22 protein-coding genes are annotated in these 22,174 nt (G+C 50.5%); 18 read left to right on the plus strand and 4 right to left on the minus strand.

Annotation, left to right across the window (positions count from 1 at the left end; translation table 11 throughout):
• Nucleotides 1-2 precede the first annotated feature (2 nt).
• From F0Q32_RS21135 to F0Q32_RS21195, 11 genes are all read left to right on the plus strand, one after another.
• Nucleotides 3-290, plus strand: a complete 288-nt coding sequence (locus F0Q32_RS21135; RefSeq protein ID WP_149464657.1) for a hypothetical protein — start codon at nucleotides 3-5, stop codon at nucleotides 288-290.
• Between the two features lie 298 nt (nucleotides 291-588).
• Entirely contained in the window at nucleotides 589-1,125 is a 537-nt protein-coding gene (locus F0Q32_RS21145; RefSeq protein WP_000949433.1) for a hypothetical protein, read from the plus strand.
• A gap of 2 nt (nucleotides 1,126-1,127) precedes the next feature.
• Nucleotides 1,128-2,138, plus strand: a complete 1,011-nt coding sequence (locus F0Q32_RS21150) for a tyrosine-type recombinase/integrase (RefSeq protein ID WP_000543934.1) — start codon at nucleotides 1,128-1,130, stop codon at nucleotides 2,136-2,138.
• A gap of 4 nt (nucleotides 2,139-2,142) precedes the next feature.
• A complete protein-coding gene (locus F0Q32_RS21155) occupies nucleotides 2,143-3,012 on the plus strand; it encodes a 3'-5' exonuclease (protein ID WP_000997323.1) in 870 nt (289 codons plus the stop codon).
• Nucleotides 3,009-3,500, plus strand: a complete 492-nt coding sequence (locus F0Q32_RS21160) for a hypothetical protein (protein ID WP_000139717.1) — start codon at nucleotides 3,009-3,011, stop codon at nucleotides 3,498-3,500. The genes F0Q32_RS21155 and F0Q32_RS21160 overlap by 4 nt, the downstream gene beginning before the upstream one ends.
• 316 nt (nucleotides 3,501-3,816) lie before the next feature.
• Entirely contained in the window at nucleotides 3,817-4,692 is an 876-nt protein-coding gene (locus tag F0Q32_RS21165; protein WP_001097010.1) for a DNA replication terminus site-binding protein, read from the plus strand.
• A gap of 152 nt (nucleotides 4,693-4,844) precedes the next feature.
• Nucleotides 4,845-5,885 carry a DNA-binding protein gene (locus F0Q32_RS21170; RefSeq protein WP_000101568.1) on the plus strand — a complete coding sequence of 347 codons (1,041 nt, stop codon included), beginning with the start codon at nucleotides 4,845-4,847 and terminating at the stop codon, nucleotides 5,883-5,885.
• A 286-nt stretch (nucleotides 5,886-6,171) separates the two neighbouring features.
• Nucleotides 6,172-7,683, plus strand: a complete 1,512-nt coding sequence (locus F0Q32_RS21180; protein ID WP_000811656.1) for a UvrD-helicase domain-containing protein — start codon at nucleotides 6,172-6,174, stop codon at nucleotides 7,681-7,683.
• A 134-nt stretch (nucleotides 7,684-7,817) separates the two neighbouring features.
• Nucleotides 7,818-8,834 (plus strand): conjugal transfer protein TraF, encoded by a 1,017-nt coding sequence (traF, locus tag F0Q32_RS21185; RefSeq protein ID WP_000749520.1) that lies wholly within the window; start codon nucleotides 7,818-7,820, stop codon nucleotides 8,832-8,834.
• A gap of 1 nt (nucleotide 8,835) precedes the next feature.
• On the plus strand, nucleotides 8,836-10,269 hold the full coding sequence (locus F0Q32_RS21190) for a conjugal transfer protein TraH (RefSeq protein WP_000256129.1): 1,434 nt from the start codon (nucleotides 8,836-8,838) through the stop codon (nucleotides 10,267-10,269).
• 12 nt (nucleotides 10,270-10,281) lie between these two features.
• Nucleotides 10,282-13,896 (plus strand): conjugal transfer protein TraG N-terminal domain-containing protein, encoded by a 3,615-nt coding sequence (locus F0Q32_RS21195; RefSeq protein ID WP_000534551.1) that lies wholly within the window; start codon nucleotides 10,282-10,284, stop codon nucleotides 13,894-13,896.
• Nucleotides 13,897-13,933: 37 nt separating this feature from the next.
• On the opposite strand, the gene F0Q32_RS21200 is transcribed toward F0Q32_RS21195, so the two are convergent.
• Nucleotides 13,934-14,296 carry a hypothetical protein gene (locus F0Q32_RS21200; protein WP_000683483.1) on the minus strand — a complete coding sequence of 121 codons (363 nt, stop codon included), beginning with the start codon at nucleotides 14,294-14,296 and terminating at the stop codon, nucleotides 13,934-13,936.
• A 715-nt stretch (nucleotides 14,297-15,011) separates the two neighbouring features.
• Here F0Q32_RS21200 and F0Q32_RS21205 point away from each other — a divergent pair.
• Genes F0Q32_RS21205 through F0Q32_RS21220 form a run of 4 tightly spaced genes read left to right on the plus strand, consistent with a single transcriptional unit; the run spans nucleotide 15,012 to nucleotide 16,984 of the window.
• Nucleotides 15,012-15,284, plus strand: a complete 273-nt coding sequence (locus tag F0Q32_RS21205) for a helix-turn-helix domain-containing protein (RefSeq protein WP_000356489.1) — start codon at nucleotides 15,012-15,014, stop codon at nucleotides 15,282-15,284.
• Nucleotides 15,284-15,817: a transglycosylase SLT domain-containing protein gene (locus F0Q32_RS21210; RefSeq protein WP_000790610.1), complete on the plus strand. Its 534-nt coding sequence runs from the start codon at nucleotides 15,284-15,286 to the stop codon at nucleotides 15,815-15,817. Before F0Q32_RS21205 ends, F0Q32_RS21210 begins: the two co-directional genes overlap by 1 nt.
• A 10-nt stretch (nucleotides 15,818-15,827) precedes the next feature.
• On the plus strand, nucleotides 15,828-16,436 hold the full coding sequence (locus F0Q32_RS21215; protein WP_000891157.1) for a hypothetical protein: 609 nt from the start codon (nucleotides 15,828-15,830) through the stop codon (nucleotides 16,434-16,436).
• Nucleotides 16,433-16,984, plus strand: coding sequence for a FlhC family transcriptional regulator (locus F0Q32_RS21220; RefSeq protein WP_001020646.1), 552 nt, complete (start codon nucleotides 16,433-16,435; stop codon nucleotides 16,982-16,984). The genes F0Q32_RS21215 and F0Q32_RS21220 overlap by 4 nt, the downstream gene beginning before the upstream one ends.
• A gap of 59 nt (nucleotides 16,985-17,043) precedes the next feature.
• Here the strand turns inward: F0Q32_RS21220 and F0Q32_RS21225 are convergent, their stop codons facing one another.
• From F0Q32_RS21225 to F0Q32_RS21235, 3 genes are read right to left on the minus strand one after another with little or no spacing between them, the layout of a single operon-like run.
• The gene (locus F0Q32_RS21225; RefSeq protein WP_000651490.1) at nucleotides 17,044-17,463 is read right to left on the minus strand and encodes an H-NS family nucleoid-associated regulatory protein; all 420 of its coding nucleotides are present in this window, start codon (nucleotides 17,461-17,463) and stop codon (nucleotides 17,044-17,046) included.
• Between the two features lies 1 nt (nucleotide 17,464).
• Entirely contained in the window at nucleotides 17,465-17,758 is a 294-nt protein-coding gene (locus F0Q32_RS21230; protein WP_000919078.1) for a hypothetical protein, read from the minus strand.
• A 16-nt stretch (nucleotides 17,759-17,774) separates the two neighbouring features.
• Complete coding sequence (locus tag F0Q32_RS21235; protein ID WP_000077458.1) at nucleotides 17,775-18,758, minus strand: ParM/StbA family protein; 984 nt, start codon at nucleotides 18,756-18,758, stop codon at nucleotides 17,775-17,777.
• Nucleotides 18,759-19,256: 498 nt separating this feature from the next.
• Here F0Q32_RS21235 and mobI point away from each other — a divergent pair, with 498 nt between their 5' ends.
• The 3 genes from mobI to F0Q32_RS21250 are packed head-to-tail and all read left to right on the plus strand — an operon-like array spanning nucleotide 19,257 to nucleotide 21,173.
• A complete protein-coding gene (mobI, locus tag F0Q32_RS21240) occupies nucleotides 19,257-19,796 on the plus strand; it encodes a conjugative transfer protein MobI(A/C) (RefSeq protein WP_001447712.1) in 540 nt (179 codons plus the stop codon).
• Nucleotides 19,797-19,800: 4 nt separating this feature from the next.
• A complete protein-coding gene (locus tag F0Q32_RS21245; RefSeq protein ID WP_000127321.1) occupies nucleotides 19,801-20,088 on the plus strand; it encodes a hypothetical protein in 288 nt (95 codons plus the stop codon).
• A gap of 20 nt (nucleotides 20,089-20,108) precedes the next feature.
• Entirely contained in the window at nucleotides 20,109-21,173 is a 1,065-nt protein-coding gene (locus tag F0Q32_RS21250; protein WP_000044787.1) for a RepB family plasmid replication initiator protein, read from the plus strand.
• Nucleotides 21,174-22,174: the final 1,001 nt, after the last annotated feature.

The raw sequence follows: 22,174 nt of genomic DNA on the forward strand, positions 1-22,174 counted from the left end.
CATTGGACCTCAAACCCCATGTAAGAGCGACCTTTGAAGTGGCACTCCAGACGGACACCCACCTGGTACTTATCGATCTGGATCAGGGAGCATCAGTTACGAACGATGCTGATGCAGTGATCGCCTGGTTGGCCGCAAACCTCGAAGGTGGAATTGGAAAACGTAAGGTGTACTACCGGGACACCGATGGACGCTTTGATGAGCTCAAGGTTAATGCCGGTGCTTTTGCCGGATTTGCACCTTGTAGCGAAGGCCAGCAGACCACCTTGGCTGGGATGCTCGGCCAGTAACTTTGTGTGGAGAACTCGATGTTAAACAAAAACAAATTTGAGAAAGTTTTAAAGAGAATCCTCGATAAGAACTTTGAGCGCTGCTCTATTTGCAGGAAACCATTCCCTGGACCGTGCCATACTTTTGCTGGTTTGGATTCGGACAATAAAGTTCAGAACGTAGGTTCTTGCTGTCGGACCAGTATTGTGGACTTGCGGCATGGAGGTGTGTATACGACCGCTCCTGTAGATACTCAAGAGGGGCAAAGTCAGGCGCGTGAGCTACTCGCAACACATCCTTGTAAGGGGATGATGGGACATGCTTAGCAAAAAAGTCTTTTTCATTAGTCAAGCGGAGGCCGAAAGACTGGAGCCGGTTCCCGGTGCGGCCATGATCTCCATAACTGACCCAGACAAGTCCCCTGCCGCTCTCGGACAGTGGGGGCAGTTGTACCGCGATAGCTTCTATGACGGCGGCTATTCTGAGAACACCATCCACACGATGAAGGCAGCGTTCCGGATGAATTACGCCTCTTACATTGACTCATCCCAGGCTGAAAAGCTGTCCACCTTCCTGGATGGATTGGTTGGTAGCGGTATCGATCAGATCTTCGTTCATTGCTATTACGGAGAATCCAGAAGTGGCGCGGTAGCGCTGTACCTCCAGAACAAACATGGATTCACTCCGAATAAGCCGATCACCAAGCCCAACCGAACAGTTTACGAATTGCTGTGCAATCCAACCAAGTTTGAACCACTGATGCAAAGCTACGAAACGCAACATATGGAGGAGGAACTACCTCTTCACCTCAAAATATGGGATTTTCTTCTCGTTGCGGTCGGGCTTAGGAGGTAACTTTGCACGACACAAACAATGACAAGGAAGAGCTAGTTTCACATGCGAAAGTAAATGTTCCGGCAGAACAAAGCATTCGCGGTGAACTGTTGCCGTCATCGAGCTCGCTCCGGAACATCCAGGACAACCCCGCCGTCGCCTATCTGGTGAGCCTCGGGTCAAAGCGAAGCAGGCAGACCATGAGCTCATTCCTCAACATTGTCGCCAAGATGATCGGGTTTCAGAACCTTCGTGACTGTGCATGGAGCTCAATGAGGCGGCACCACATATTGGCGGTGCTGGAAATGCTGGGGGATGCAGGGAAGGCTCCGGCAACGATCAACACCTACCTGTCAGCGCTCAAAGGGGTGGCTCTTGAAGCCTGGACGATGAAGCAAATTGATACGGATAGCTTCCAGCACATTAAGCAAGTCCGTTCAGTACGTGGATCTCGACTTCCTAAAGGGCGGGCACTTGAACGCCATGAGATTCGCAGCCTCTTTTTCACATGTGAAAGTGATTCAAGCGCCAAAGGGCTTCGGGATGCGGCCATTCTCGGGGTGCTCCTCGGGTGTGGCTTGCGCCGCTCGGAAATCGTTGCGCTGGACATGGGAAGCATGATCTACAAGGACCGCGCTCTCAAGGTTCTTGGCAAGGGCAACAAAGAGAGAATGGCGTATGTGCCTGGTGGCGCATGGAAAAGACTGGATAAGTGGGTTGAAGAGGTTCGAGGAACGCATGAAGGGCCTTTATTCCCGAGGATCAGGCGGTTTGATGATGTGACTGGAGAGCGGATGTCGGATCAGGCCATCTACCACATCTTGGAGACCAGAAGAGTTGAAGCCGGTCTGGAGATGTTTGCGCCCCATGACCTGCGACGCACCTTTGCCTCCTCGATGCTGGATAACGGTGAGGATATTGTGACCGTGAAGGACGCAATGGGCCACTCAAGCATTGCAACTACCCAGAAATATGACAGACGCGGCGATGAGCGTTTGAAGAGAGCGAGCCAACGCCTCGATATAGCGGATTAACAGCATGAATGATGAAGAACTCGAACTTGCCAGAGCCGAAGCCATGAAAGCCGATAGGTGCTTTTCAAAAGGACGGCTCAGGGACGAATTTAGGATGAAGCCTAAGCCAGGAGTAGAGCCAGTTTCGTTCTACAAAAACGGGTATGGTGGCCAATTTGGAGTGTACCGGATAGCAGATTGCCAACCAATGCGGAGAAGGGGTTGTTCACCGGCATCACAAAAGCAAATAAGGGCGCAATCCATCCTTTCGGTCAAGGCAAGAATGCGTAGCAACCTGGCAAAGGCCTCTGTCATGGCACAAAGGTGGGTCGCTCTGGAACCTCTGGTTCTCGATACCGAGACGACCGGACTTGGTGAAAGAGACCAGGTGATCGAGCTGGCTGTTACTGACATCAGAGGCGCGGTTCTCCTCTGCACCAGATTACGGCCAACCGTGGAAATAGACCCTCAGGCAATGGGTGTTCATGGCATCACCGAGACTGAGCTGTCGAATGAGCCTACGTGGACTCAAGTTGCGCCAGCTCTCGCCCGGCTTTTGTCGGGCCGTCATCTGGTGATATTTAACTCCAGTTTCGACAGTAGGATGTTGAGGCAAACAGCCAGTGCATTTGGAGACCAACTCTCTTGGTGGCAAGAGCAGAACTGTCTGTGCGCGATGAAGCTGGCGGCTGATGCCTTTGGCTCAACCAACCGGCACGGCACAATCTCACTTGCGGATGCCACCTGCGAGGCAGGTGTGAGCTGGAAAGGTCGAGCCCATTCAGCAGCGACCGACGCTATTGCCACCGCCGACTTGGTGACAGAGATAGCCAAAGTCCAACGTGACCTCGTGGTCCAGCTCCAGGAGCTTCAAAGCAAAGGTAATTTGGAATGACAGAACAATCCTACGGCGAAAGTCTCAAATTTTTCTCAGACTGGCAGAAGGACCCCGCGAAACGCACCGGCCTGAATGTGCAACACACGCTAACCAGAGGTGAATATCCTACGGTCAGCATCGAGATTGCGCCGATCAGGGCATCGGGGTCCAGCCCAGACTGGAAAAGCAAGATCACGGTGCAGCTCACTCGCGGCGAACTGACGGCGTTTTGCAGCGTTCTCTTTGGTTTGCGTAGCAAGGCTGAGGGTTCCTATCACGGCGACGCGAAGAATAAGAGCTTTGCGGTTTACAACAACGGCAAGGCCGGTGTTGCGATCATCCTTAGTGAGCGAGGAAACCAGCTCCAGAATTTCATCAATGATGACGACCGAATGGAGCTCGCAGTCTTCGCAGTTCGCCAGCTTTCCAACGCATGGAAAGTTACCCCTTCTGATGCCATCGCGCTGCTACGCCAATCAGCGTGGATGGACCGAAATTTGTCCTAATCGAGCAAATCTAGGCACTCTAAAAGTCGTCCTATAACCACAAAGTTAGACCATCATGCAAAGTGGGGTATAGAGGGTGCCAGCCCCACCCCAGCAGTCCCCCTCAGCCACATTTCTGGCTTGCCCCGCGCTTTTCTTCTTTCTCTCTTTTTCTCTCTCTTTCTCAATCTAATCTCACACACGAAGGTCAAACAGGGCACCCGCCGACGCGAAGCGGAGGCGTATTCTTGCCCCTCCCCCTCGTTGCATGATGGTCTAAATCTGTCTACTATGTAACCAATGAACTGTTAGAACAAACCCACACATAGGCGGCAGCATGGCTAAAAACTTCATATCAGAACAATTCTCGGCCATGTGCCGCGACTTAACGAACCTGTCCTCTCTTATCAAACGACTACCGCCACGGTACGCAAAAGTTGCGGCCATCCCTCCTACCGGAAAAGGAATGGAGAACGAGCCCGTCAACAAGATTGTCGTAACTGAACAAACTGGGCGCGAAGCTCTTGAGCTGGCAGCGCACAGCTACAGAGATCTTCACATCAACCCAGACTATTCGCAGAAGTCTGCCAGGCGCACCGTGGGGGTACTCTGGTTCTCCCCTTCCAGGATTGGTGTAGCTGACGAAATTGCGGCGACGGTTGAACGCATCAACGCGGCCAAAGCTGGTATCGAGGAGTTCATTATCTCGACGTACCCCACCAGGCAAGAGAGGTTTGAAGCACTTCGAGCGGACTGCCCTGGTGTCATGACTCTCCACCTTTACAGACAAATTCGGTGCTATACCAATGGCGACATCGACTCTATCCGCTTCACCTGGCAACGGAAGGACTCCTTGAAGAAGCCCGTAAAAGAGGAGCTTTTGCAACGCATCAGAGAGGAGCTGGAGCGATCTGGGCCAGACTATCAACTTCCCCTGGAGCAGCTTATCCAGAAGATCGCCAGCACCCCGGAGCCTTATCTCCGGGAGCGAAGGGAAGTAAAGGTTCAACCGGTGGCAAACGTCATGGCCGCAGGGGTACTCAAAACCGTTACCGCGCCAATGCCCCTGATCGTGCTCCAGGATAAGGATGTTCAGCTCAAATTGCTTCGTAACTTTGACGCCTCAGAACAACGCAAAACTCGATCTGATAAAGCGGCATCGGAAATCCTTGGCACCTTCGGTGGAGTCACTATCGAATCCTTCCCTGGATGAATCAGCGTGACCGCGTAACAAGGCTTTTCCGCAGCCGGAAGGGCTTTGTCCCACACAAACAATTCCAATCGACAGCAGCATGATATATAATTATGATAATTACCGTATTATCGTAATTATCGTAAACATTACAAATTAAAAGGAACGTTCTCATGGCAAGAAAATTGGTTGAGTTTGACGATGTAGCGGCTGCGGCCCAAAAGCTCAAGGACGCCGGTAAACGCCCAACGGTCATCGCTATCAGAGACATCATTGGCAAGGGGAGCTTTACCACCATTTCAACGTATCTCAAACAGTGGTCAGAGGAACACTCCCTCGATGAAGAGCTGGTAGAGGTAGTCCTTCCAGAATCGGTTATGAGCGATGCTGAGCTCTTCCTACAGAAGATCTATACGGTAGCCAAAGCAAGCGCCGATGAACAGCTTGAGCGCGAGCGTGAACTGCTACGACAGAAAGAAATTGAGTACCAGGAAGATATGCAGCAAGCCGTGGACATGGCAAATGATGCCACCGAACGGGCTGAGCTACTGGAGGAACAACTTGAAGCTCTCACCAACAAAAAATCAGAGCTCGATGCGGCCCTTGGTAAGGCAGAAAACTCGCTATCCCTCAAGTCTGCGGAGCTAGAACGCTCACTGGCTGACATTGATAAGCTGGAAAAGCGGATCGTTGAGTTGGAGGGCAAGCTGGAGGCGAAAGCCGCAGATCTGACCCGAGCACAGGATCACCTGGAGCAAGCTAAAAGCGAAAATCGCTCTTTGAGCCAAAAATTGGCAACTACAGAGGGTGAGTTGGAGGAGCAAAAAGGCAAGAGTATAGAGCAGACAGAAAAGCTCCGGGCCGCTCAGGAACAAAAAACATCGTTGAAAGAGCAGCTCGAAAATGTACAGGCCAAACTGGCCCAATCACAGGACTCCCTTGCCACAGCCAAAGCTCATGGCGAATCCGCTGAACGAGAGTGCCAGCGCCTATCTGGAGAGGTAGAAAAGCTGGACGCCAAATTATCCAGCGCCGAAGCAGAAGCTCGCGCTCTTGTTCAAGACAAAGGCATGATGGCTGGTCAGTTGCAGGAAAAAGACCAGCAGGCCAAGAGCCTCGAACAAAGACTCAATGATGCACTGACCAAAATTTCTGGGTTGGAGCAAGAGCTCGCTAAAGCTGGTAAGGGAGGGAAAAAGAAAGAGGAAAACTGATGGCGCGAAAGGCTAAATATTCAGAAGAGTGGCGACACAGAGCTGCGGCTCTTCAAACCAAGATTGAGGAGGCTATGACACTAGCCACCTCATCTATTGGCGACTATCGCTGGTTACACCGTCTCCATAGTTGGGTTACGGAGGTGGCTCAAGGTAAAGCCCCAGACTGGTGGACAGATCTGGATTGTGAAGTATCCCTCCCCCGAGAAGAAAAGCGGATCAGTACGTTCCTCTCGACACAAAAGAAGCGCATCACTCTCCAGATGTGTTTGTCGTAGGGGGCCTCATGAAACAACTTCCTCCTGACACACCAGAACAATCACTGATCACTCAGTACAAAGGGCCTCGCCTTGTCGTTAAGGCCTACGCTGGAACGGGTAAAACCACGACACTGGTGAAGTACGCCCACAACAACCTCGATTCACGTATCCTCTACTTGGCATACAACAGGGCTATCCGCGACGAGGCAAGAGAAAAGTTTCCTGCAAACGTAGACTGCAAAACGTCCCACCAGCTTGCCTACGCCACTATAGGAAGGGGCTACCAGCACAAACTCTCCGGCAACCTAAGGCTCACCGATATTGCCCAAGCGGTGAATACCAAGAACTGGACGTTTGCCAAAGATATTCTCGATACGCTCAACGCCTTTATGTGTAGTGCAGACATGCGGATTCTTTATACGCATTTTGCTCGCGCCGATACGGGTAAAGTGCTTACGTCCAAACAGGAGAGATACCAAATCCAGGTGGTCGAAGGTGCTGAGCTCATATGGAAACGGATGACAAACGTTCAAGATCCGTTCCCGACCGTACACGATTGCTACCTCAAACAGTATCAGCTCGGGATGCCGAATCTGTCTCGCCGGTACACCACCATTCTTTTTGATGAAGCACAAGACGCTAACCCCGTAACAAGTAGCATCGTCCTACAGCAGAACTGCAAGGTAATCCTGGTTGGAGATCGCCACCAGCAGATCTATAGGTTCAGAGGCGCAAACAACGCCCTTGATAGCAAAGAGCTCATGAACGCCGACCAACTCTATCTCACTCATAGCTTCCGCTTTGGCCCCAACGTTTCGCTGGTGGCAAACGCCCTTCTTGAACTCAAAGGTGAAACACGACCTGTTGTTGGCCGGGGACCAGCAGATCAGGTACTCATGTTTTTACCAGGTGACGTGGGCCACCGCGCAATACTTCACCGAACCGTCATGGGGGTTATAGAGACGGCGCTCTCTGCGACCGAATCCGGAGCGCAGGTATTCTGGGTCGGTGGAATCGACGCTTACCAGATCAATGAGCTCCAGGATTTGTACTGGTTTTCGATGGCAGAGCCAGACCGGGTAAAGAATAAGAAACTGCTTGATGAGTATGAAGACTACTTCGAGTATCAAGAAGTAGCGAAGGCGACCAAAGACCCTGAGATGATGAGGGCTGTCAAGATCATCAACAGCTACGATGAAATCCCTGAACGACTCACCACTCTACGACGCAATACAGTCAAAGAAGAGTTTGGGGCTGACATTACGGTCTCAACAGCTCATCGGTGCAAAGGGTTGGAGTGGGACTTTGTTCAGCTCTATGACGACTTTCCGGATGTCCTGGACCCAGAGCTCGACCCAATGGCCCGTGACGATGAAATAAACCTGCTCTACGTTGCATCCACCAGAGCGATGCGAATCCTTGCGTTGAACAGCGCTGTCGAGATGGTTATCCGCTACATCACCCAAAAACGCATGGTCGAGAAGCAGATGAAGATGGCCGCAGAAGCGACAGAAGTTGAAGAGGACACGACCAAATAGTTTGGTCAATTCTTTCACATGTGAAAGTTGACAAATAAAACGCTCTAAGCGCCCTAAATGGGCGCTTACACCTGCCTAATTTCACGCCTCCCACCTCTACCATATCGAGCATGGGAAAATACGTGCGTGAGACTATGAAAAAATCACCTTTGAATTTACTGCTCCTTGCAGCGCTCACGCTGGGGGCATCACACCAGGCTTGGGCTCAAGATGGCACAAGACCTGGTTTTTATGAGCGAAAGGAAGAGGGTTGGTTCTGGTACAAGGAAGAGCCCAAAGAACCAGAGAAAAAACCCGAAAAGCCCAAACCAAAGCCTGTGGCAGAAGCGAAGCCTACACAGCCTAAGCCTGCTGCTCCGCTTCCGAGCGGCCCAGAAATGTTCTCAGCGGAATGGTTCCGGGAAAACTTACCCAAGTACAAAGACCTTGCTTGGAACAATCCTACCGTTGAAAACGTCAGGACGTTTCTCTACTTGCAACGATTTGCGATAGATCGCTCTGAACAATTTTCCGATGCTACAGAGCTGGCGGTCGTAGGTGATCCTTTCTTGGATGAAATTACTCGACGTCCTGCTGCCACGTTTGCCTCACAACAAGTTGATCGTGACGCTGGTAACGCCAAAAACATGCTACTCAAAAGCGTAGCCGAACGCGTAGGGATATTCTTCTTCTACAAGTCCGACGATGACTACAGTGACTTGCAAGCACCGCTCATCAAGATGTTGGAACAAGGAGAAGGATTCTCGATCATTCCTGTATCTATGGACGGCAAACCACTCCCCAGTGGGCTTTTCCCCCATTACAAAACCGATGAAGGCCATGCCAAACAACTTGGTATCGTAACTTTCCCTGCTGTTTACCTCGCATCTCCAGACGGTCAGTTCGCTCCTATAGGACAAGGGCCAATGTCTCTTCCTGAGCTGAATCACAGGATTTTGGTCGCAGCAAAACGCAATGGTTGGGTCACAGACGAAGAGTTTAACCGTACACGTCCGGTACTCAACCTGGAAAACAACATAGCCGAACGCTTGGCCTCACCAGAGCTGGGCTCTGACCTCAAACAGCTATCTCAAGCGAGCGGTGATAAAGACAACTTTGTGCCACCGGAACAACTCATGAAGTACATCCGGGACAAATTACAGGAGAACTAAGATGGTCACGCACAAGACATTAAAAAGGAGCCTGCTTGCCCTGAGTGTGGCGGCCAGTCTCGTCATGGCACCGACAGGGGCGATAGCCGCTAACGGCCTCCAATCACAGATGGACAAACTCTTCAATGAAATGAGCAACACAACACCACCTGGGGTTTATGAAAGCCAACGACGTGGCGTTTTAGCTGGTGGCCGGTTCACTGCAAAGACACGAATCTTCGACGAGAACCTGGTGAGCTTTGCCCCTCCATCATGGAAAGCTGGTTGCGGTGGTGTAGATCTGTTCGGCGGTTCGCTTTCCTTCATTAACGCGGATCAAATTGTCCAACTCCTTCGGGCTGTAGCAGCCAACGCCAAGGGCTATGCCTTCCAGCTTGCGCTCGATAACGTTTTCCCGGACGGAGCGAAGTGGATAGAGAACTTCCAGAAGAAAGTGCAAGCGCTCAACCAACATCTGGGCAACTCCTGCCAGCTCGCTCAAGGTTTCGTGAACGACCTAACCAGCGGCATGGACCTTAAACACAAAACTGATGCTTCTATAACCGCGACAACTTCCGGCCTGTATGAAGACTTCTTCGGGTCCAAGCAGGAAACCAGCGGCAAGAGTCCTCTGGAAGAACTGAAAGCCAACAAACCTGACGAATACAACAAGATGATTGGCAACATCGTCTGGAAGCAACTCAAGAGCAACAACGCCAACACCTGGTTCCAGTACGGGGATAACACCCTTCTTGAAGCGATCATGTCTTTAACCGGCACAGTCATCATTGGTGATCTGGTAAACGACCCGAACTCAACCGGCACTGGTGCGAAAACAACCCCTCTGACGACCCTACCAGGTAACAAGATCACCTTGTCAGACCTGATTTCAGGCGGTTCTGTTGAGATCTATTCCTGTGATTCTGATACGACCAACTGCCTGAGTGCTGGCTCCAGCAATAAAACTGTCGTGCTCAAAGGTATCAAGAACCAGATCACCGATATGCTGTTAGGAACAAGCTCTACACCTGGTGTGATCTACAAATACGCAACGAACTCTGGAACCTTAACCGACCCAGAAAAGGCCTTTGTTTCTAACCTCCCCGGAGGGATTGGCACCATTGTTCGTAACTTGTCTGTCCTTTCACAGGACGGCGCTAACCTGTTCGCAACAGAGTCATCAGGAGCGATAGCCCTGACCATGATGTATAGCTTCTCGGAAGAGTTCTTCCGCGCAGCTCGCATTGCGATGGCTAACAGCAAATCACCCTACAAGAAAGAGGCACTAGAGCTTCTCGCGCAATCGCAACAGCAAATCCGTGCTGAATACACAATCCTGTCCTCTCAATACGGCGATCTGGCAAGCCAAATTGAGAAATACAACAACCTACTGGACAACATCCGCAAGCAAAAATACATGCTGGCAACTTTGTCCAATCCTCCTAGCACGAACTAAGGAGCTATTGGAATGGGATCTTTTTCAATCCACTCTATCGGTGACTCTGCTTTTCTGGAGCAAATCCTGATTGCAGTATCAATGATCACCGGCACCGGGGATTTCGAGAAGATGGTCAGTATTGGCCTGCTTCTTGGGGTCTTGATGATCTGTATTCAGTCCGTCTTTCAGGGCGCAAAGCAAATCAACCTCCAGCAAGTGCTGGTAGGTTGGATTCTATATGCCTGTTTCTTCGGCCCAACCACAACTGTGACTATCGAGGACGCTTATACAGGGCAGGTTCGAGTCGTCGCCAATGTCCCTATTGGGGTAGGCTTTGCTGGAGGTGTCATATCCAACGTGGGATACACCATCACCAATTTGTTTGAAACTGGATATGGGGTAATCGTACCCAATGTCACGGAAAGCCACTTTTCCGAAACACTGAAACTGTTGAATGACGTCAGACGGCGAGCCTATGACACAGGAGTTTTTACTGCGCTTAACTCAGCAAATGGAGGCGGCTATGTTGACGTGAGGCGTTCCTGGAACAATTACATTCGGGAATGCACGTTAACCAAAGTCGATCTCAACCTAATGTCCCTTGATGAGTTGATGAACCGTTCAACTGACTCAGCTTTGCGATTCAACTCACAGCTCTACGGAACTAGGTTGTATTTGTCTACAGCAAACCCTGACGGCGCTGACTACACATGTACTGACGGATGGGTGGCTATTAGCACTGCAACCGCCAACCTAAGCAGCCCGGTTGTTGTTGATGCTCTTAACAGCCTACTGGGTATTGACACGTCAACTGGAGACAACGCTCTAACGAAGCTGACCGATTCGCTTCAAGCGATGGGTGCCACAACTACGTCATCAATCGACTATCTGAAAGCCGCCGTTCTGGAGCCCCTCTATTATGAAGCCGCAGCAGGACGTTATCAGGACCTCCAGGATTATGGCTCTGCATTGATGGTCAACCAGGCTATTCAGCAACGGAACACACAGTGGGCCGCAGAGCAGTCGATGTTCATGACCGTCGTCCGACCAATGCTGACGTTCTTTGAAGGCTTTATTTATGCTATAACCCCGATCATTGCTTTTATTATCGTGATGGGCAGCTTCGGCCTCCAGTTAGCCGGGAAATATGTACAAACCATCCTCTGGATTCAGCTATGGATGCCAGTCCTCTCAATTATAAACCTGTTTGTTCATACCGCCGCGTCAAATGAGATGTCTAGCCTCAGTGCTGGTGGTCTCAACTCCATGTACGCTCTTTCCTCAACTGGAGATGTTCTGCAACACTGGATTGCAACCGGCGGCATGTTGGCTGCGGCCACTCCGGTGATTTCCCTGTTTATCGTCACAGGTAGCACCTACGCCTTCACCAGCTTGGCATCGAGAATAAGTGGTTCTGACCACGTTGACGAAAAGATGCAAACGCCAGATCTACTCAAGCAAGGTCCGGTTATGCAAAGTCAGCCAGCGTACAATCACAACCAGTTCAGTGGTGCGATTGCAAACGGCGCAGAAAGCATGATCAGTACCTTCTCGCTTGGCTCCACCTTGGCATCAGGCGTGAGCTCCGCACAGGCATTACAAAGTCAGAAATCGGAGGCTTTCCAAAGCACTCTTGGTCGAGGTTTTTCTGATGGAGTAAGTCAGGATCAAGCCTATTCAAGACTCTCCAATGTCGGGCGCAACGTTTCGTCGCAAAACACAGCTCAAAGCCAATTGATCAACCAGCAAGCCAAGAACTTCATGGATAAGTTCCAGGTGGATGATAGCCACTCTGATGCTGTCAAAGGTGCTTTTGCCATGCAGGCTATGGGCACACTCGATGTTGACGAAGCTGCGTCCATGCTTATGCCTATGGTTGGCAAGGCCAGGGCAGCAATGAAGGCCGCTGCTGGTGTGAAATCAAACAGTACAGCCCTAGTTCCTGCTGGTGGTAATGGCGAATCAGGCGGCGGCAGTGATGTCCTGGACATCAAAGCGCAAGCGAAGGGAGCAACAGAGTCATCAACTCAAGACTCTTCAAGCTGGTCAGCGAGTGATGTGTCCCAGTTCATGAAGGGTGTGAGCTATTCGCAAACCGATAGCCAGGCGTTGACAAATCAATTAGCGCAGGGTTTCAGCCGTTCTGGAAGCGAGTCATTCAAGCAAACCTGGGGCGATAGCTTATCCCAGAACCTATCCAAGTCCGCTTCTGAACTGGTGTCTGCATCGGACACCTTCACAACAATGAGTCAGCTCCAAAACCAAATGGGCTCCATGACTAATACCGACTTTAAAACTCTCGGTGGTGCAGTAGCACAAACCCCTGCGGCCATGAACCAACTGAATGACTATTTCCGAAATGCCGCGCCGCAATCGGTTAAAGACGAGGCGGCTTCACTACAGCAAAGATACCAAGCCTACGGAATGTCTCCTCAAGTGGCCCAGGCAGCAGCGCGAATGACAGCAATGACCAACTCCAAAAATTACGAACAGGGTAAGGAGCTTGGCGGGTATCAAGCCGCACTACAGGCGATCAATACCGCGTCCGGTCGCAACGGAGCATTTAGTGGTGATGCTTACGGAAATAACGGCATTGAAGGCCCGAATGTTCAAGGCCTACCAGGTCAGGTTCAAGGGGCTGTAGGCAGTGGACCTAACATCCCAACCGGATTCCGGGAGAATGTGGCTGGGATGGCTGGAACTAATCCGGCATCAGAAGCTGGGCAGTTACCAACGAATAGCCCCCTTGTTCAAAATGAACATGCAGCCGGTACGTCAGCTCTTCATAACCAAGCACAGCAAACAGAGCGAAATGTATCTGCTCCTGAACTGAAAAAAGCCCAAGATAACCTTATGAACTCGCTTCCGGAAATGTCTTGGAGCGCTTCGGCGTGGGGAGCGTGGGACAACTCCAGTGATTGGATGGGCCGCAGAGCTGAACAAGCAGGTGGAGCTCTCATTGCTGGTGGTCAAGCTGGCGCTGATGCGTTCTCAAGAGCGATGGATCAAATGAGAACGATGACACCTGAACAACGCGACCAATTCATCGCGGCCACTCAACGCGGCGACCAGGCCGTGCAAGAGGAGTTTGGCTGGGCCGGTGATGCGATGGTCGGTATGGCTAAACTTGGCCGCAACGTCATGGGAGCTGCTGCAAGCGGCTATGATGCAGCGAAGGAGTGGTTAACTGGTAAATCTGATCTATCGGAAGCCGCTAAAGGGATGAGCATTGAGGAACGCGGCGCGTTCTATGCAGCAGCGCTATCCTCTGCCGCAGAAGCTGGTGGTGGAGCCGCGCAGCAGTTTATGAACCAGTACGGTGATGAGTTCAAAGAAACGATGCAGTCTATCGCTCAAAGCCGTTATGGGCTGACTGAATCCCAAGCCGCTGTTTATGCCGAATCGTTTGACACAAACGAAGGTCGCATGAACCAGGCTGTTCAGAATCTGAAAATGGAGTATGCAGAACGTAACCCGGATGGCTCACCGATGATGCAAGGAGGTCAGCCTGTTCTTTCTCAGCAAAACGAAGAGTTTACGGACAAGCTGGTAAACGTATTGCAGAACTCGACGGAAGCTGGAGACCGTTCAGGTAGCTATTTGACTGCCGTCAGGGGGTACAACATAGCAAATCAAAGGTTCTAAAAGACCAACCAAATAATAAGGGGGCCAGCAGGCCCCCTTATTCGTCTCCAGCTCCAATATGGAAGCGCTGGTCAAAATCATAGGAATCTTGAAACCCACCAGTTTGTTTTTTTCTGCGCCGGGTAGGTGGTGCCTCTTTATATGCTGACCGCGCAACGCGGATAAAGCACGTTAGTCCAAACAGAGCCCCGACAACCAAAGCAACTTGCCACTGGAAGTAAGCGATCCCTCCCCAAAAGATAACAGCAGCCCAAAGGCTTTTGTGAACCAGAAATAGGAAACGAGCACCCCAAACGCCGAAGGGAGCCAGCGCCACACCAAGTCCCCAAGGTGTGTCAGCCATCATGGCTATTCCCAGAAGCACCATTCCCAGCAGAAGAATATTGACCACATGTTTCATATCAACCCCCTTACTCTTTACCTCCAGTTTACCACGGCATCAAAAAATGCAACTGTGAAAGTTTGACTATTTTTTGCTAAACAACCATTCCATTGGCAACTTCTTCGATTAGAATTTGCCCTCAAACTTTCACATGTGAAAGTTTGCCCTTACGGAACAAGGCGTTTATTGACAAAGCATTACATAGTTGAACATGTCAAACAAATCGCATACACTATGGAATAGGCCATTGCTAACGCTTTGGTCCCCATCTGCAACACCGCAGAGTTCTCTTTCTCAAATATCTCTTTCTGTAAACACCATCATCCTTGTGTGGTCGGGATGCGCCTTTGCCTTCCCTGCCCTCCTCAGCTCCTGCTGTATTCGCAATTTCAGCCCTCGCTGTATCCCTAAAATCACTTATACCTAAACGCTATTTAATATCACAAAATACCGCACTCCCCGTGCGCTATTTCCGCCATTCTTTTGGCGCACTTTCCATTACTATCGCAAAAATATCCGTATCCCATTGATTACTAAAAGTATTGTAACTTTGTTCCGTCGGTACAAAGTTAAGTGTATGTTTTTAAAGGTTTTTTATTGTTGACAGCATCATTATTTGGGCTTGTAAAGGCGCAAAATGTGTCAGTTTGTGACAATAGAAGAACTCTAAAAGCGTTCATCGAATAACGCACTTTTTGTATGGCTAACAACGCAGTTTAAAGGGTGGCAAACAATGGATAAATGCCAATTGATAGACATCCCAAGCGACCCAGAGAAGAAACGTGAGTGGATCAAGTACAAACTCAAGATCCAGGGGCTTTCTCTGGCCGCATTGGGCAGAAAACACAAAACATCTCGGCAGGTGGTGTCTACGGCACTCTATAAGCCCAGTCCACGCTGGGAACATGAGATAGCTACAGCTTTGGGTGTGAAGCCGTCTGAGATTTGGCCGGAGCGGTACGACGAAGAACACGAAATACCCCTCAGACATAAGGAGGCAAGCTGATGAAGAACAAAGCCAAGGCGCTAGTTCTGTCTGCGGCTCTCCTTTCATCAACAGCGAATGCTATTGACCTGAGCGGAACCATCTTCGACAAAGCAGCGAAAGCATATAACCTCGACCCTCTTCTAGTGTATTCGGTCGCATTGGCCGAATCTGCATCAGGGAGAGGTAATGGCTCTATAAGTCCTTGGCCTTGGACGCTTCGCGTTCCTGGGCTTCCTTTCTATGCTAAGTCGGAAGATCAGGCAAAGGCTAAGCTCGCTGAGTTTCAGCAGCAGTACGGTCGTGCCATTGATGTCGGGTTTATGCAAGTGAGCATCCGGTGGAATGGTCATAGAGTTTCTTCTCCAGCAGATCTTCTCGACCCAGAGACCAACGTCATGGTTGGGGCAGAGGTGCTATCAGAAGCCATTCAGTCATCTCCAAATGACTTGGAGCTTGGCGTTGGCCGCTATCACGCCTGGGAAGACGAAATCCGAGCCAGAAACTATGGTAGCCGAGTCTTGGCTATCTATCGCAACCTTCGTGATTTGTGAGGGGGGCGGAATGTTGGAACTGGATATTATTGGTGCGTGGGATGCAAGAGCCGTCAACCTCGATCAAGAAGAAGCTGATAGAAACGTCTACGAGTTCGATCTGACATTGTGGAACCTGCTATCCACTCTGGCAAAAGAACGTCCAGATGATGCGGCCTCACAATTTTCTTTGGGCATGGACACCGTTCAAAAGCTGTCACTGGCAACACCTTCCCAATTGGAAGCTCTGGCCTCTGGCGTGTTGATCTCTTTCAAACTCGAAACAGCAGAGCAGAACATCATCACGCGACTCTCTGGCGACTACGACCCTGTAGTTTTTATCAACCATAGTGTTGATGAATTTGATGCTGCCTACTGGTTGCTATTTAACCGCGTCGCATCGAGAGACCCGGAGATGGCAAAGGAAGTTTTCGGGGTTTCGAGAGAGCTTGCGGAGCTGGTGGCTAAGGCAACAGACAGCCAGTTGCGCCACATGTCTGGAACAACGGTTACGCATTTTACGCTTCGTTTTGCTCCGAGCATCATTGAAGAAATTCTCGATGACAGCCGGGAAGAGTTAACACACCCGGTATTGAAAAAACTGCAACAGTCTCTACAGGGACGTGGGAGGTGGAGATGAACATTGGCAACTCTGGTACATTGGGTCGCTGGGTTACAGCTCGACACATGGCCCTTGCTGGGTACATCACAAAAATCATCATGATCGAGACTGGTCTGACCTACAAACAGGTCAGACGGCTTTACCAGGATCTGGAGAGGGACGGATATACTCTGGAACGAAAATCCAGAACTTTCCGGGGTGGTGCGACACTGATTCATAGTCACACATCCAAGATACAGGCCTCTCTTCTAATGCAGCTCTACTTCAACATTGGTGGAGAAGCCGTGTTGCGGTCTGTGAACATCAAAGCCTTGAACAAGGCATTTAGAATGTATCACGCAATCCGCAAAGAAGTGCCCGGAATGAAAGGTGCTCGGTGGGCTCCGTTTGATATTACTGATGCCTGGTGTCTTGCTTCGGAGCTGAGAAGTGGGGACGCAATGCTGGAGGTGTGCGACAACTGCAAGTGTACGTACTTCACCTCTGTTAATCAAAGAACCTGCGTTGAATGTCCGTTCTGCAAAGAACAAGGAAGGCATGGTGGTGGGGAGAAAGAGTGTGCTTGAGTAGACTATGACATTTCGGACCAGAAGATGAGCGCCCAAACTTTGCGGCGCTCATTTTTTTACTTCTTCTGTGGGATACGGTAGCGCTCCAGCTCGACAGCTCCCAACCCCTTGAAAGCATCCGGGCGACGTCCTTGCCCACTCCACGAAACTCCGTCTTTTGAATATTTAGCATTATCAGGTTCTGATCTGCTCGTGAACATTTCGTTGAGCAAGCCGATGTCCACACCGCAGGATTCCATGTCGCTCATTATTCGCTCAGCCTGAGCTCGCTTTTCTTTTTCTTCTTCTTCTCGCTTTTTGTACTCTTCCTCCAGTTCATTGAGAACGCCCTTCATTCTGTCAATGATCTCCCGAACTTCATCTAACGGGAGTCCTCGCAACAGGGTGCGAATGCGGCTTTTACGCTTTAACTCTGCGATTATTAACTCTCTACGTTCAGCCGCTGATAGCGTAGAGAACTCCTCGTGGTCTTTCATGTCATACGGAGCCCATCAGTTTTCCTTTAAGTGAATCACGTTGAGAGTTCAGTTTTGCGTCAGTCTGCACTGGCGAATTTTGATGCTGTGCAGGTTGACTCTCTGAACTCTGTTGCTCAAAAGACCCAATGTTGCCAGAAAATCGAAGAGAATAAAGACCCAATAGAGCAAGGGCGCGGAGCCGATCACTACGCGCCTTATGCTGCATCTGGGACAGTTCACGATAGAGCTCCGGAAAGGCTTGCTCCGATATGTTCAGATTAGATATTTTTCCATCCCATTTGCTACCAGCCACAACGACCTCCTATCTATCAGCCGCAGAACCAGAAGCCCCTGGCATTGGATGCCACGGATTCGTTGGGCAGTACGATCCTGCTCTTAGGGAAAAGCTCCTTGGCCGCATCTTGGTAAGCCTCGGCACCGCCGCCAGCCAGCAGAACTACGTCAGCATCCATCCCGTCCTCACGCATTGACTTCCGCATAGGGATCAAGGCGTTTTGAGCGACTTTGGTTGAGGCTTTCTTGAAGTAGTCTTTGATCGATACCTTTTCACCGTAGAGGAAGATTTCGGCCTTACCGGCACGAATAGCTTTCTCGATCTTTTCGATGCCAGGGGCACCGCCGTGGTCTTCCTGAATTAGCCGGTCCGTTTCCTGTAGCAACACCGACATCGCCTTGAGGCTGGTGCCAGATGAGTGATAGCGGACCTCTCCCTCTTCAAGAGCTACCCAGTCTACAGAAAAGAACCCAGGGTCAATTACAACGGTTTTTCCTCCCTGGATAATCTCCAGGAGGTCTTCATCTTTGGTTGAACTTACAACATCCATGTAAGCACCGGCAGGTTGAGGTACAACCACGACAGACTTAACCGCTACCGATCGTTTTGGCGTGATCTGGTGTTCACCCTCAAGCCGAGATTTCAACGCCTCTCTGCGCTCTACGTCCATGTACTGACTAACAGGCAGGCCAGTCACCAGCACATCGATCTCCTTCTGCTCGGACATCAGGAGTGCAGCGTAGAAAAGAGCCTTGTATGGATTGGTCGAAGGATAGTCGCCGTGAAGCTCACGCTCCCATCCTTGCAATCGGTCAGGCTCGACGCCTGCAACCCATTTCTCTCCATCAATCACAACCTGAATGCAGGTCCCTGCACCGCCAGTTAACTGTTGTGGCATCAGTTCCAATGGACCTGCCCCCACCGGCATGACGACTGTGCGAGCTTCCTCACCTTTATACCCCATTGCCATTTTCAGGTTGGAGTAACCAATATCCAAACCCAGAACAAATTGACTCATGAAATCCTCCAAAGATTGCTTTTAGATTGCTTTTCGATTGCTTGCCGCGTGTTGGATAGAGAATAAGGCTAAAAGCGGGGACAGATGGCCTGTGTAATTGCCCAAAAGGGGCATATAGGTTGCTTTTCGGTGGCTTTTTGATCGTTGAGTAAGGGAACCTATGGGAACGCTGCACGGATAGGCTCAGATAAACAGACCTTACCCTCGCATCGAGAACCGCTTGCCCTCCAGCATCGAGAGACGGTGGTAAAGAGGCATTTGGAATCTTTGATGCCATATCCAATATATCTGGAATCTTTAAATATAGATTCATATGTAAAGAGGCTGTGAAAGAATAAGAGCATCAAGATTCCAGATAGATAGAGGGAAATTTGACAAATTCCAAAGATGGGTTAGCCTAGTGACAGAACTAGATTCCAGTATTGGAATAATCAGCTTTAAATTCCAGATAGATAGTTATGTGGATAGGAATTGGATAGGAATTGGGAGGGTATTGAGGTGAGTCTACCAACAGAGCGATGGCTAGATCTGCTAGATCCGAAGCTCGAAGAAGAACGATCCGAGATAACAGAGGATCTGCTAGAGGCAGAGGGACGAGAGTTTGTTGCAGAGGTACGGAGCAAACTGGATCACGCCTTAGCGGTTCTTGCTGTCGAGGCGCAGCAGGAAGCGGACATGTACTGGAACGCGCACAAATCAGCGCGTGAAGAAGCGTCAGAGGACGAACAAGGGCGTGTCGGTACACGGGTTCGCATTCTAGGCGTATCACTCGTTGCAGAGTGGTATCGCAACAGATTTGTCGAACAAGTTCCCGGACAAAAGAAAAGGGTTCTATCGACACATATCAAGAAGGGTCGCGGTCATGCCTACAGCATGTCGCACTTCAAGAAAGAGCCTGTCTGGGCACAAGAGTTGATCCAGCAAGTTGAAACCAGGTATGCCGTGTTAAGACAACGCGCCACTGCCTTAGCAAAAATTCGCCGGGCGCTAAACGAGTACGAGCGCCAGCTAAACAAGACACATAGCGACGAGGTGTGACAACATGACAGCATCTGTAGCGGCCACTGAATTGGCGAAACTGGGGAAATGTGAAGCGATGATCAAGAAAGTCGCCAGCCATCCTCGCCCTGCCCTGTCAAAGCGCCCACAATCGCCACAGGGGACAGATAGCACCCTTCGGGGTGAGTTCGCTCATTTCCGATATGAAGCGGCAGCCCTGCGTTTTATGAGCGGCACTGCGGGGGCTAAGCGTCGCATCTACCAGCTAGTGTTTTCAGCGACGGTAGCAGCGGGAGCATTGACAATGCTGGCGGCATGGACCACCAGCTAGAAAGTATCGACGGAACAATCATGAGCAAGAGAACCAAAGACAAAGACCTGGAGAAACTCGACGTAATCAAAGACTCACCGCAAATGAGCCTGTTTGAGATCATTGAATCTCCGGCCAAGAAAGACGACTACTCCAACACCATCGAGATCTACGATGCGCTGCCGAAGTACATTTGGGACCAAAAGCGTGAGCATGAAGATTTATCCAACGCTGTAGTGACACGACAATGCACCATCAGAGGCCAGCATTTCACGGTGAAGGTGAAGCCAGCCATCATCGAGAAGGATGACGGAAGAACCGTGCTGATCTACGCGGGACAGCGAGAGGAAATCCTTGAGGATGCTCTACGCAAGCTCGCAGTGAACGGGAAAGGCCATATCATCGAGGGCAAGGCTGGAGTCATGTTCACTCTGTACGAACTCCAGAAAGAGCTCTCGAAGATGGGTCACGGGTACAACCTGAACGAAATCAAGGAAGCAATCCAGGTTTGTCGTGGCGCAACACTCGAATGTATCAGTGATGACGGTGAAGCCTTCATCAGCTCCAGCTTCTTCCCGATGGTGGGACTGACCACCAGAGGTGAGTTTCGCAAGAAAGGCGGGAACGCCAGGTGCTATGTGCAGTTCAACCCGCTGGTAAACGAATCGATCATGAATCTGTCGTTTCGTCAGTACAACTACAAAATCGGAATGCAAATCCGCTCCCCTCTTGCACGGTACATCTACAAGCGAATGAGCCACTACTGGACTCAAGCATCACCAGATTCGCCGTACACGCCATCGCTTATCAGCTTCCTGACCCAGAGCCCTCGTGAATTGAGCCCACGGATGCCGGAGAACGTCAGAGCCATGAAGCTCGCTCTGGAGGCCCTCATCAAACAAGAGGTCATAAGCGACTACGACGCGAACCAGATCAAGGATGGCCGCAGAGTCATCGACGTGCGGTACGTCATAAGGCCTCATGAGAACTTCGTGAAGCAGGTGATGGCGTCCAACAAGCGTAAGCAGCAGACAGAGCTACGGGCCATCAAGCACGGCATGATCGACCACGACATCATTGATGAACCCCAACGTAAGGGGAGATAGCCACCAGAATCTCCCACCCCCCAGGGAAAAGAAAGATAGGCGCGTCAGCGCCTTTTTTTATGCCAGAAGAAAGCGCACAGGGTACGCCCACCAGGCAGGACCGGAAACGGAATGCCTCCGCATATGGGGGAGCTGCACGGATAGAGCGAACGTGACCCCAGATGCAGCGTGGGCTGGGGCTCTATATATGGGATCGCTGCACGGTAGTCGCAAGCTGAGTCTCAGTATCGTGCAAGCGTAAGCCACGACGAAGGATAAGTGCCATGCTGCTCCAGTGGTTCCCGTAGAGTGGTTCCCGTAAGGTATTGATAGTTAAAGGGTGAGGATGTGGGGGACCTGCACGTTATGAGATTTGATATGTGGGTACGTTGCACGAAAGCAGGTCCTGAACCTCTCGATATATGGGAACTCTGCACGATTGACGAAGCAGAACAAAGATTGACAGATCAGGACAAACCTAAAAAAGCAGTCAAAATGACTCTAATAGTCCATAAAGTGATCACGCGCACACAAAAAGAGGCCAAAAGTTATCCACATTTCCTGTGCATAAACGGGGTTTTGGTATATGGGAACGCTGCACGATCATATGTGGGTACGCTGCACGGTGCAAAAAACGACCAAAATTGACATGTGGGTACGTTGCACGTTCAGAAAATTGTATATGGGGCGACTGCACGTATGACCTTAGACATGTGGGAATACTGCACGAACACCAGATCTGATATGTGGGAACGCTGCACGAAAGCTCTGTTTTGTAAGGATTTTGTGGAAAAAAGAGGGGTTCCGTGTGGATAACAGTGGATAAGATCCAAGGGTATGTGGGGACGTTGCACGGCAACCTATGGGAACGCTGCACGGCAACCTATGGGTTTGTTGCACGGAATAAATATGAAAACACCAGTAATATCAATGTGTTGAGTGGTGATTTAGAACGCCTAACCTGTCTTTAACCGTTTTTAATCCTTTATACAAAGATCTAAAGATCTTTATATTTATCCTTT

Source organism: Pseudocitrobacter sp. 73, from assembly GCF_008369545.1.
Taxonomy (GTDB): Bacteria; Pseudomonadota; Gammaproteobacteria; order Enterobacterales; family Enterobacteriaceae; genus Pseudocitrobacter; species Pseudocitrobacter vendiensis.

Coding starts and splice junctions, on each gene's coding strand:
- F0Q32_RS21200 (WP_000683483.1), bottom strand. CDS start 14,296: ATGAAACATGTGGTCAATATTCTTCTGCTGGGAATGGTGCTTCTGGGA.
- F0Q32_RS21165 (WP_001097010.1), top strand. CDS start 3,817: ATGGCTAAAAACTTCATATCAGAACAATTCTCGGCCATGTGCCGCGAC.
- F0Q32_RS21145 (WP_000949433.1), top strand. CDS start 589: ATGCTTAGCAAAAAAGTCTTTTTCATTAGTCAAGCGGAGGCCGAAAGA.
- F0Q32_RS21235 (WP_000077458.1), bottom strand. CDS start 18,758: ATGAGTCAATTTGTTCTGGGTTTGGATATTGGTTACTCCAACCTGAAA.
- F0Q32_RS21170 (WP_000101568.1), top strand. CDS start 4,845: ATGGCAAGAAAATTGGTTGAGTTTGACGATGTAGCGGCTGCGGCCCAA.
- F0Q32_RS21225 (WP_000651490.1), bottom strand. CDS start 17,463: ATGAAAGACCACGAGGAGTTCTCTACGCTATCAGCGGCTGAACGTAGA.
- F0Q32_RS21180 (WP_000811656.1), top strand. CDS start 6,172: ATGAAACAACTTCCTCCTGACACACCAGAACAATCACTGATCACTCAG.
- F0Q32_RS21250 (WP_000044787.1), top strand. CDS start 20,109: ATGAGCAAGAGAACCAAAGACAAAGACCTGGAGAAACTCGACGTAATC.
- F0Q32_RS21205 (WP_000356489.1), top strand. CDS start 15,012: ATGGATAAATGCCAATTGATAGACATCCCAAGCGACCCAGAGAAGAAA.
- F0Q32_RS21245 (WP_000127321.1), top strand. CDS start 19,801: ATGACAGCATCTGTAGCGGCCACTGAATTGGCGAAACTGGGGAAATGT.
- F0Q32_RS21220 (WP_001020646.1), top strand. CDS start 16,433: ATGAACATTGGCAACTCTGGTACATTGGGTCGCTGGGTTACAGCTCGA.
- F0Q32_RS21155 (WP_000997323.1), top strand. CDS start 2,143: ATGAATGATGAAGAACTCGAACTTGCCAGAGCCGAAGCCATGAAAGCC.
- F0Q32_RS21215 (WP_000891157.1), top strand. CDS start 15,828: ATGTTGGAACTGGATATTATTGGTGCGTGGGATGCAAGAGCCGTCAAC.
- F0Q32_RS21210 (WP_000790610.1), top strand. CDS start 15,284: ATGAAGAACAAAGCCAAGGCGCTAGTTCTGTCTGCGGCTCTCCTTTCA.
- F0Q32_RS21195 (WP_000534551.1), top strand. CDS start 10,282: ATGGGATCTTTTTCAATCCACTCTATCGGTGACTCTGCTTTTCTGGAG.
- F0Q32_RS21190 (WP_000256129.1), top strand. CDS start 8,836: ATGGTCACGCACAAGACATTAAAAAGGAGCCTGCTTGCCCTGAGTGTG.
- traF (WP_000749520.1), top strand. CDS start 7,818: ATGAAAAAATCACCTTTGAATTTACTGCTCCTTGCAGCGCTCACGCTG.
- F0Q32_RS21160 (WP_000139717.1), top strand. CDS start 3,009: ATGACAGAACAATCCTACGGCGAAAGTCTCAAATTTTTCTCAGACTGG.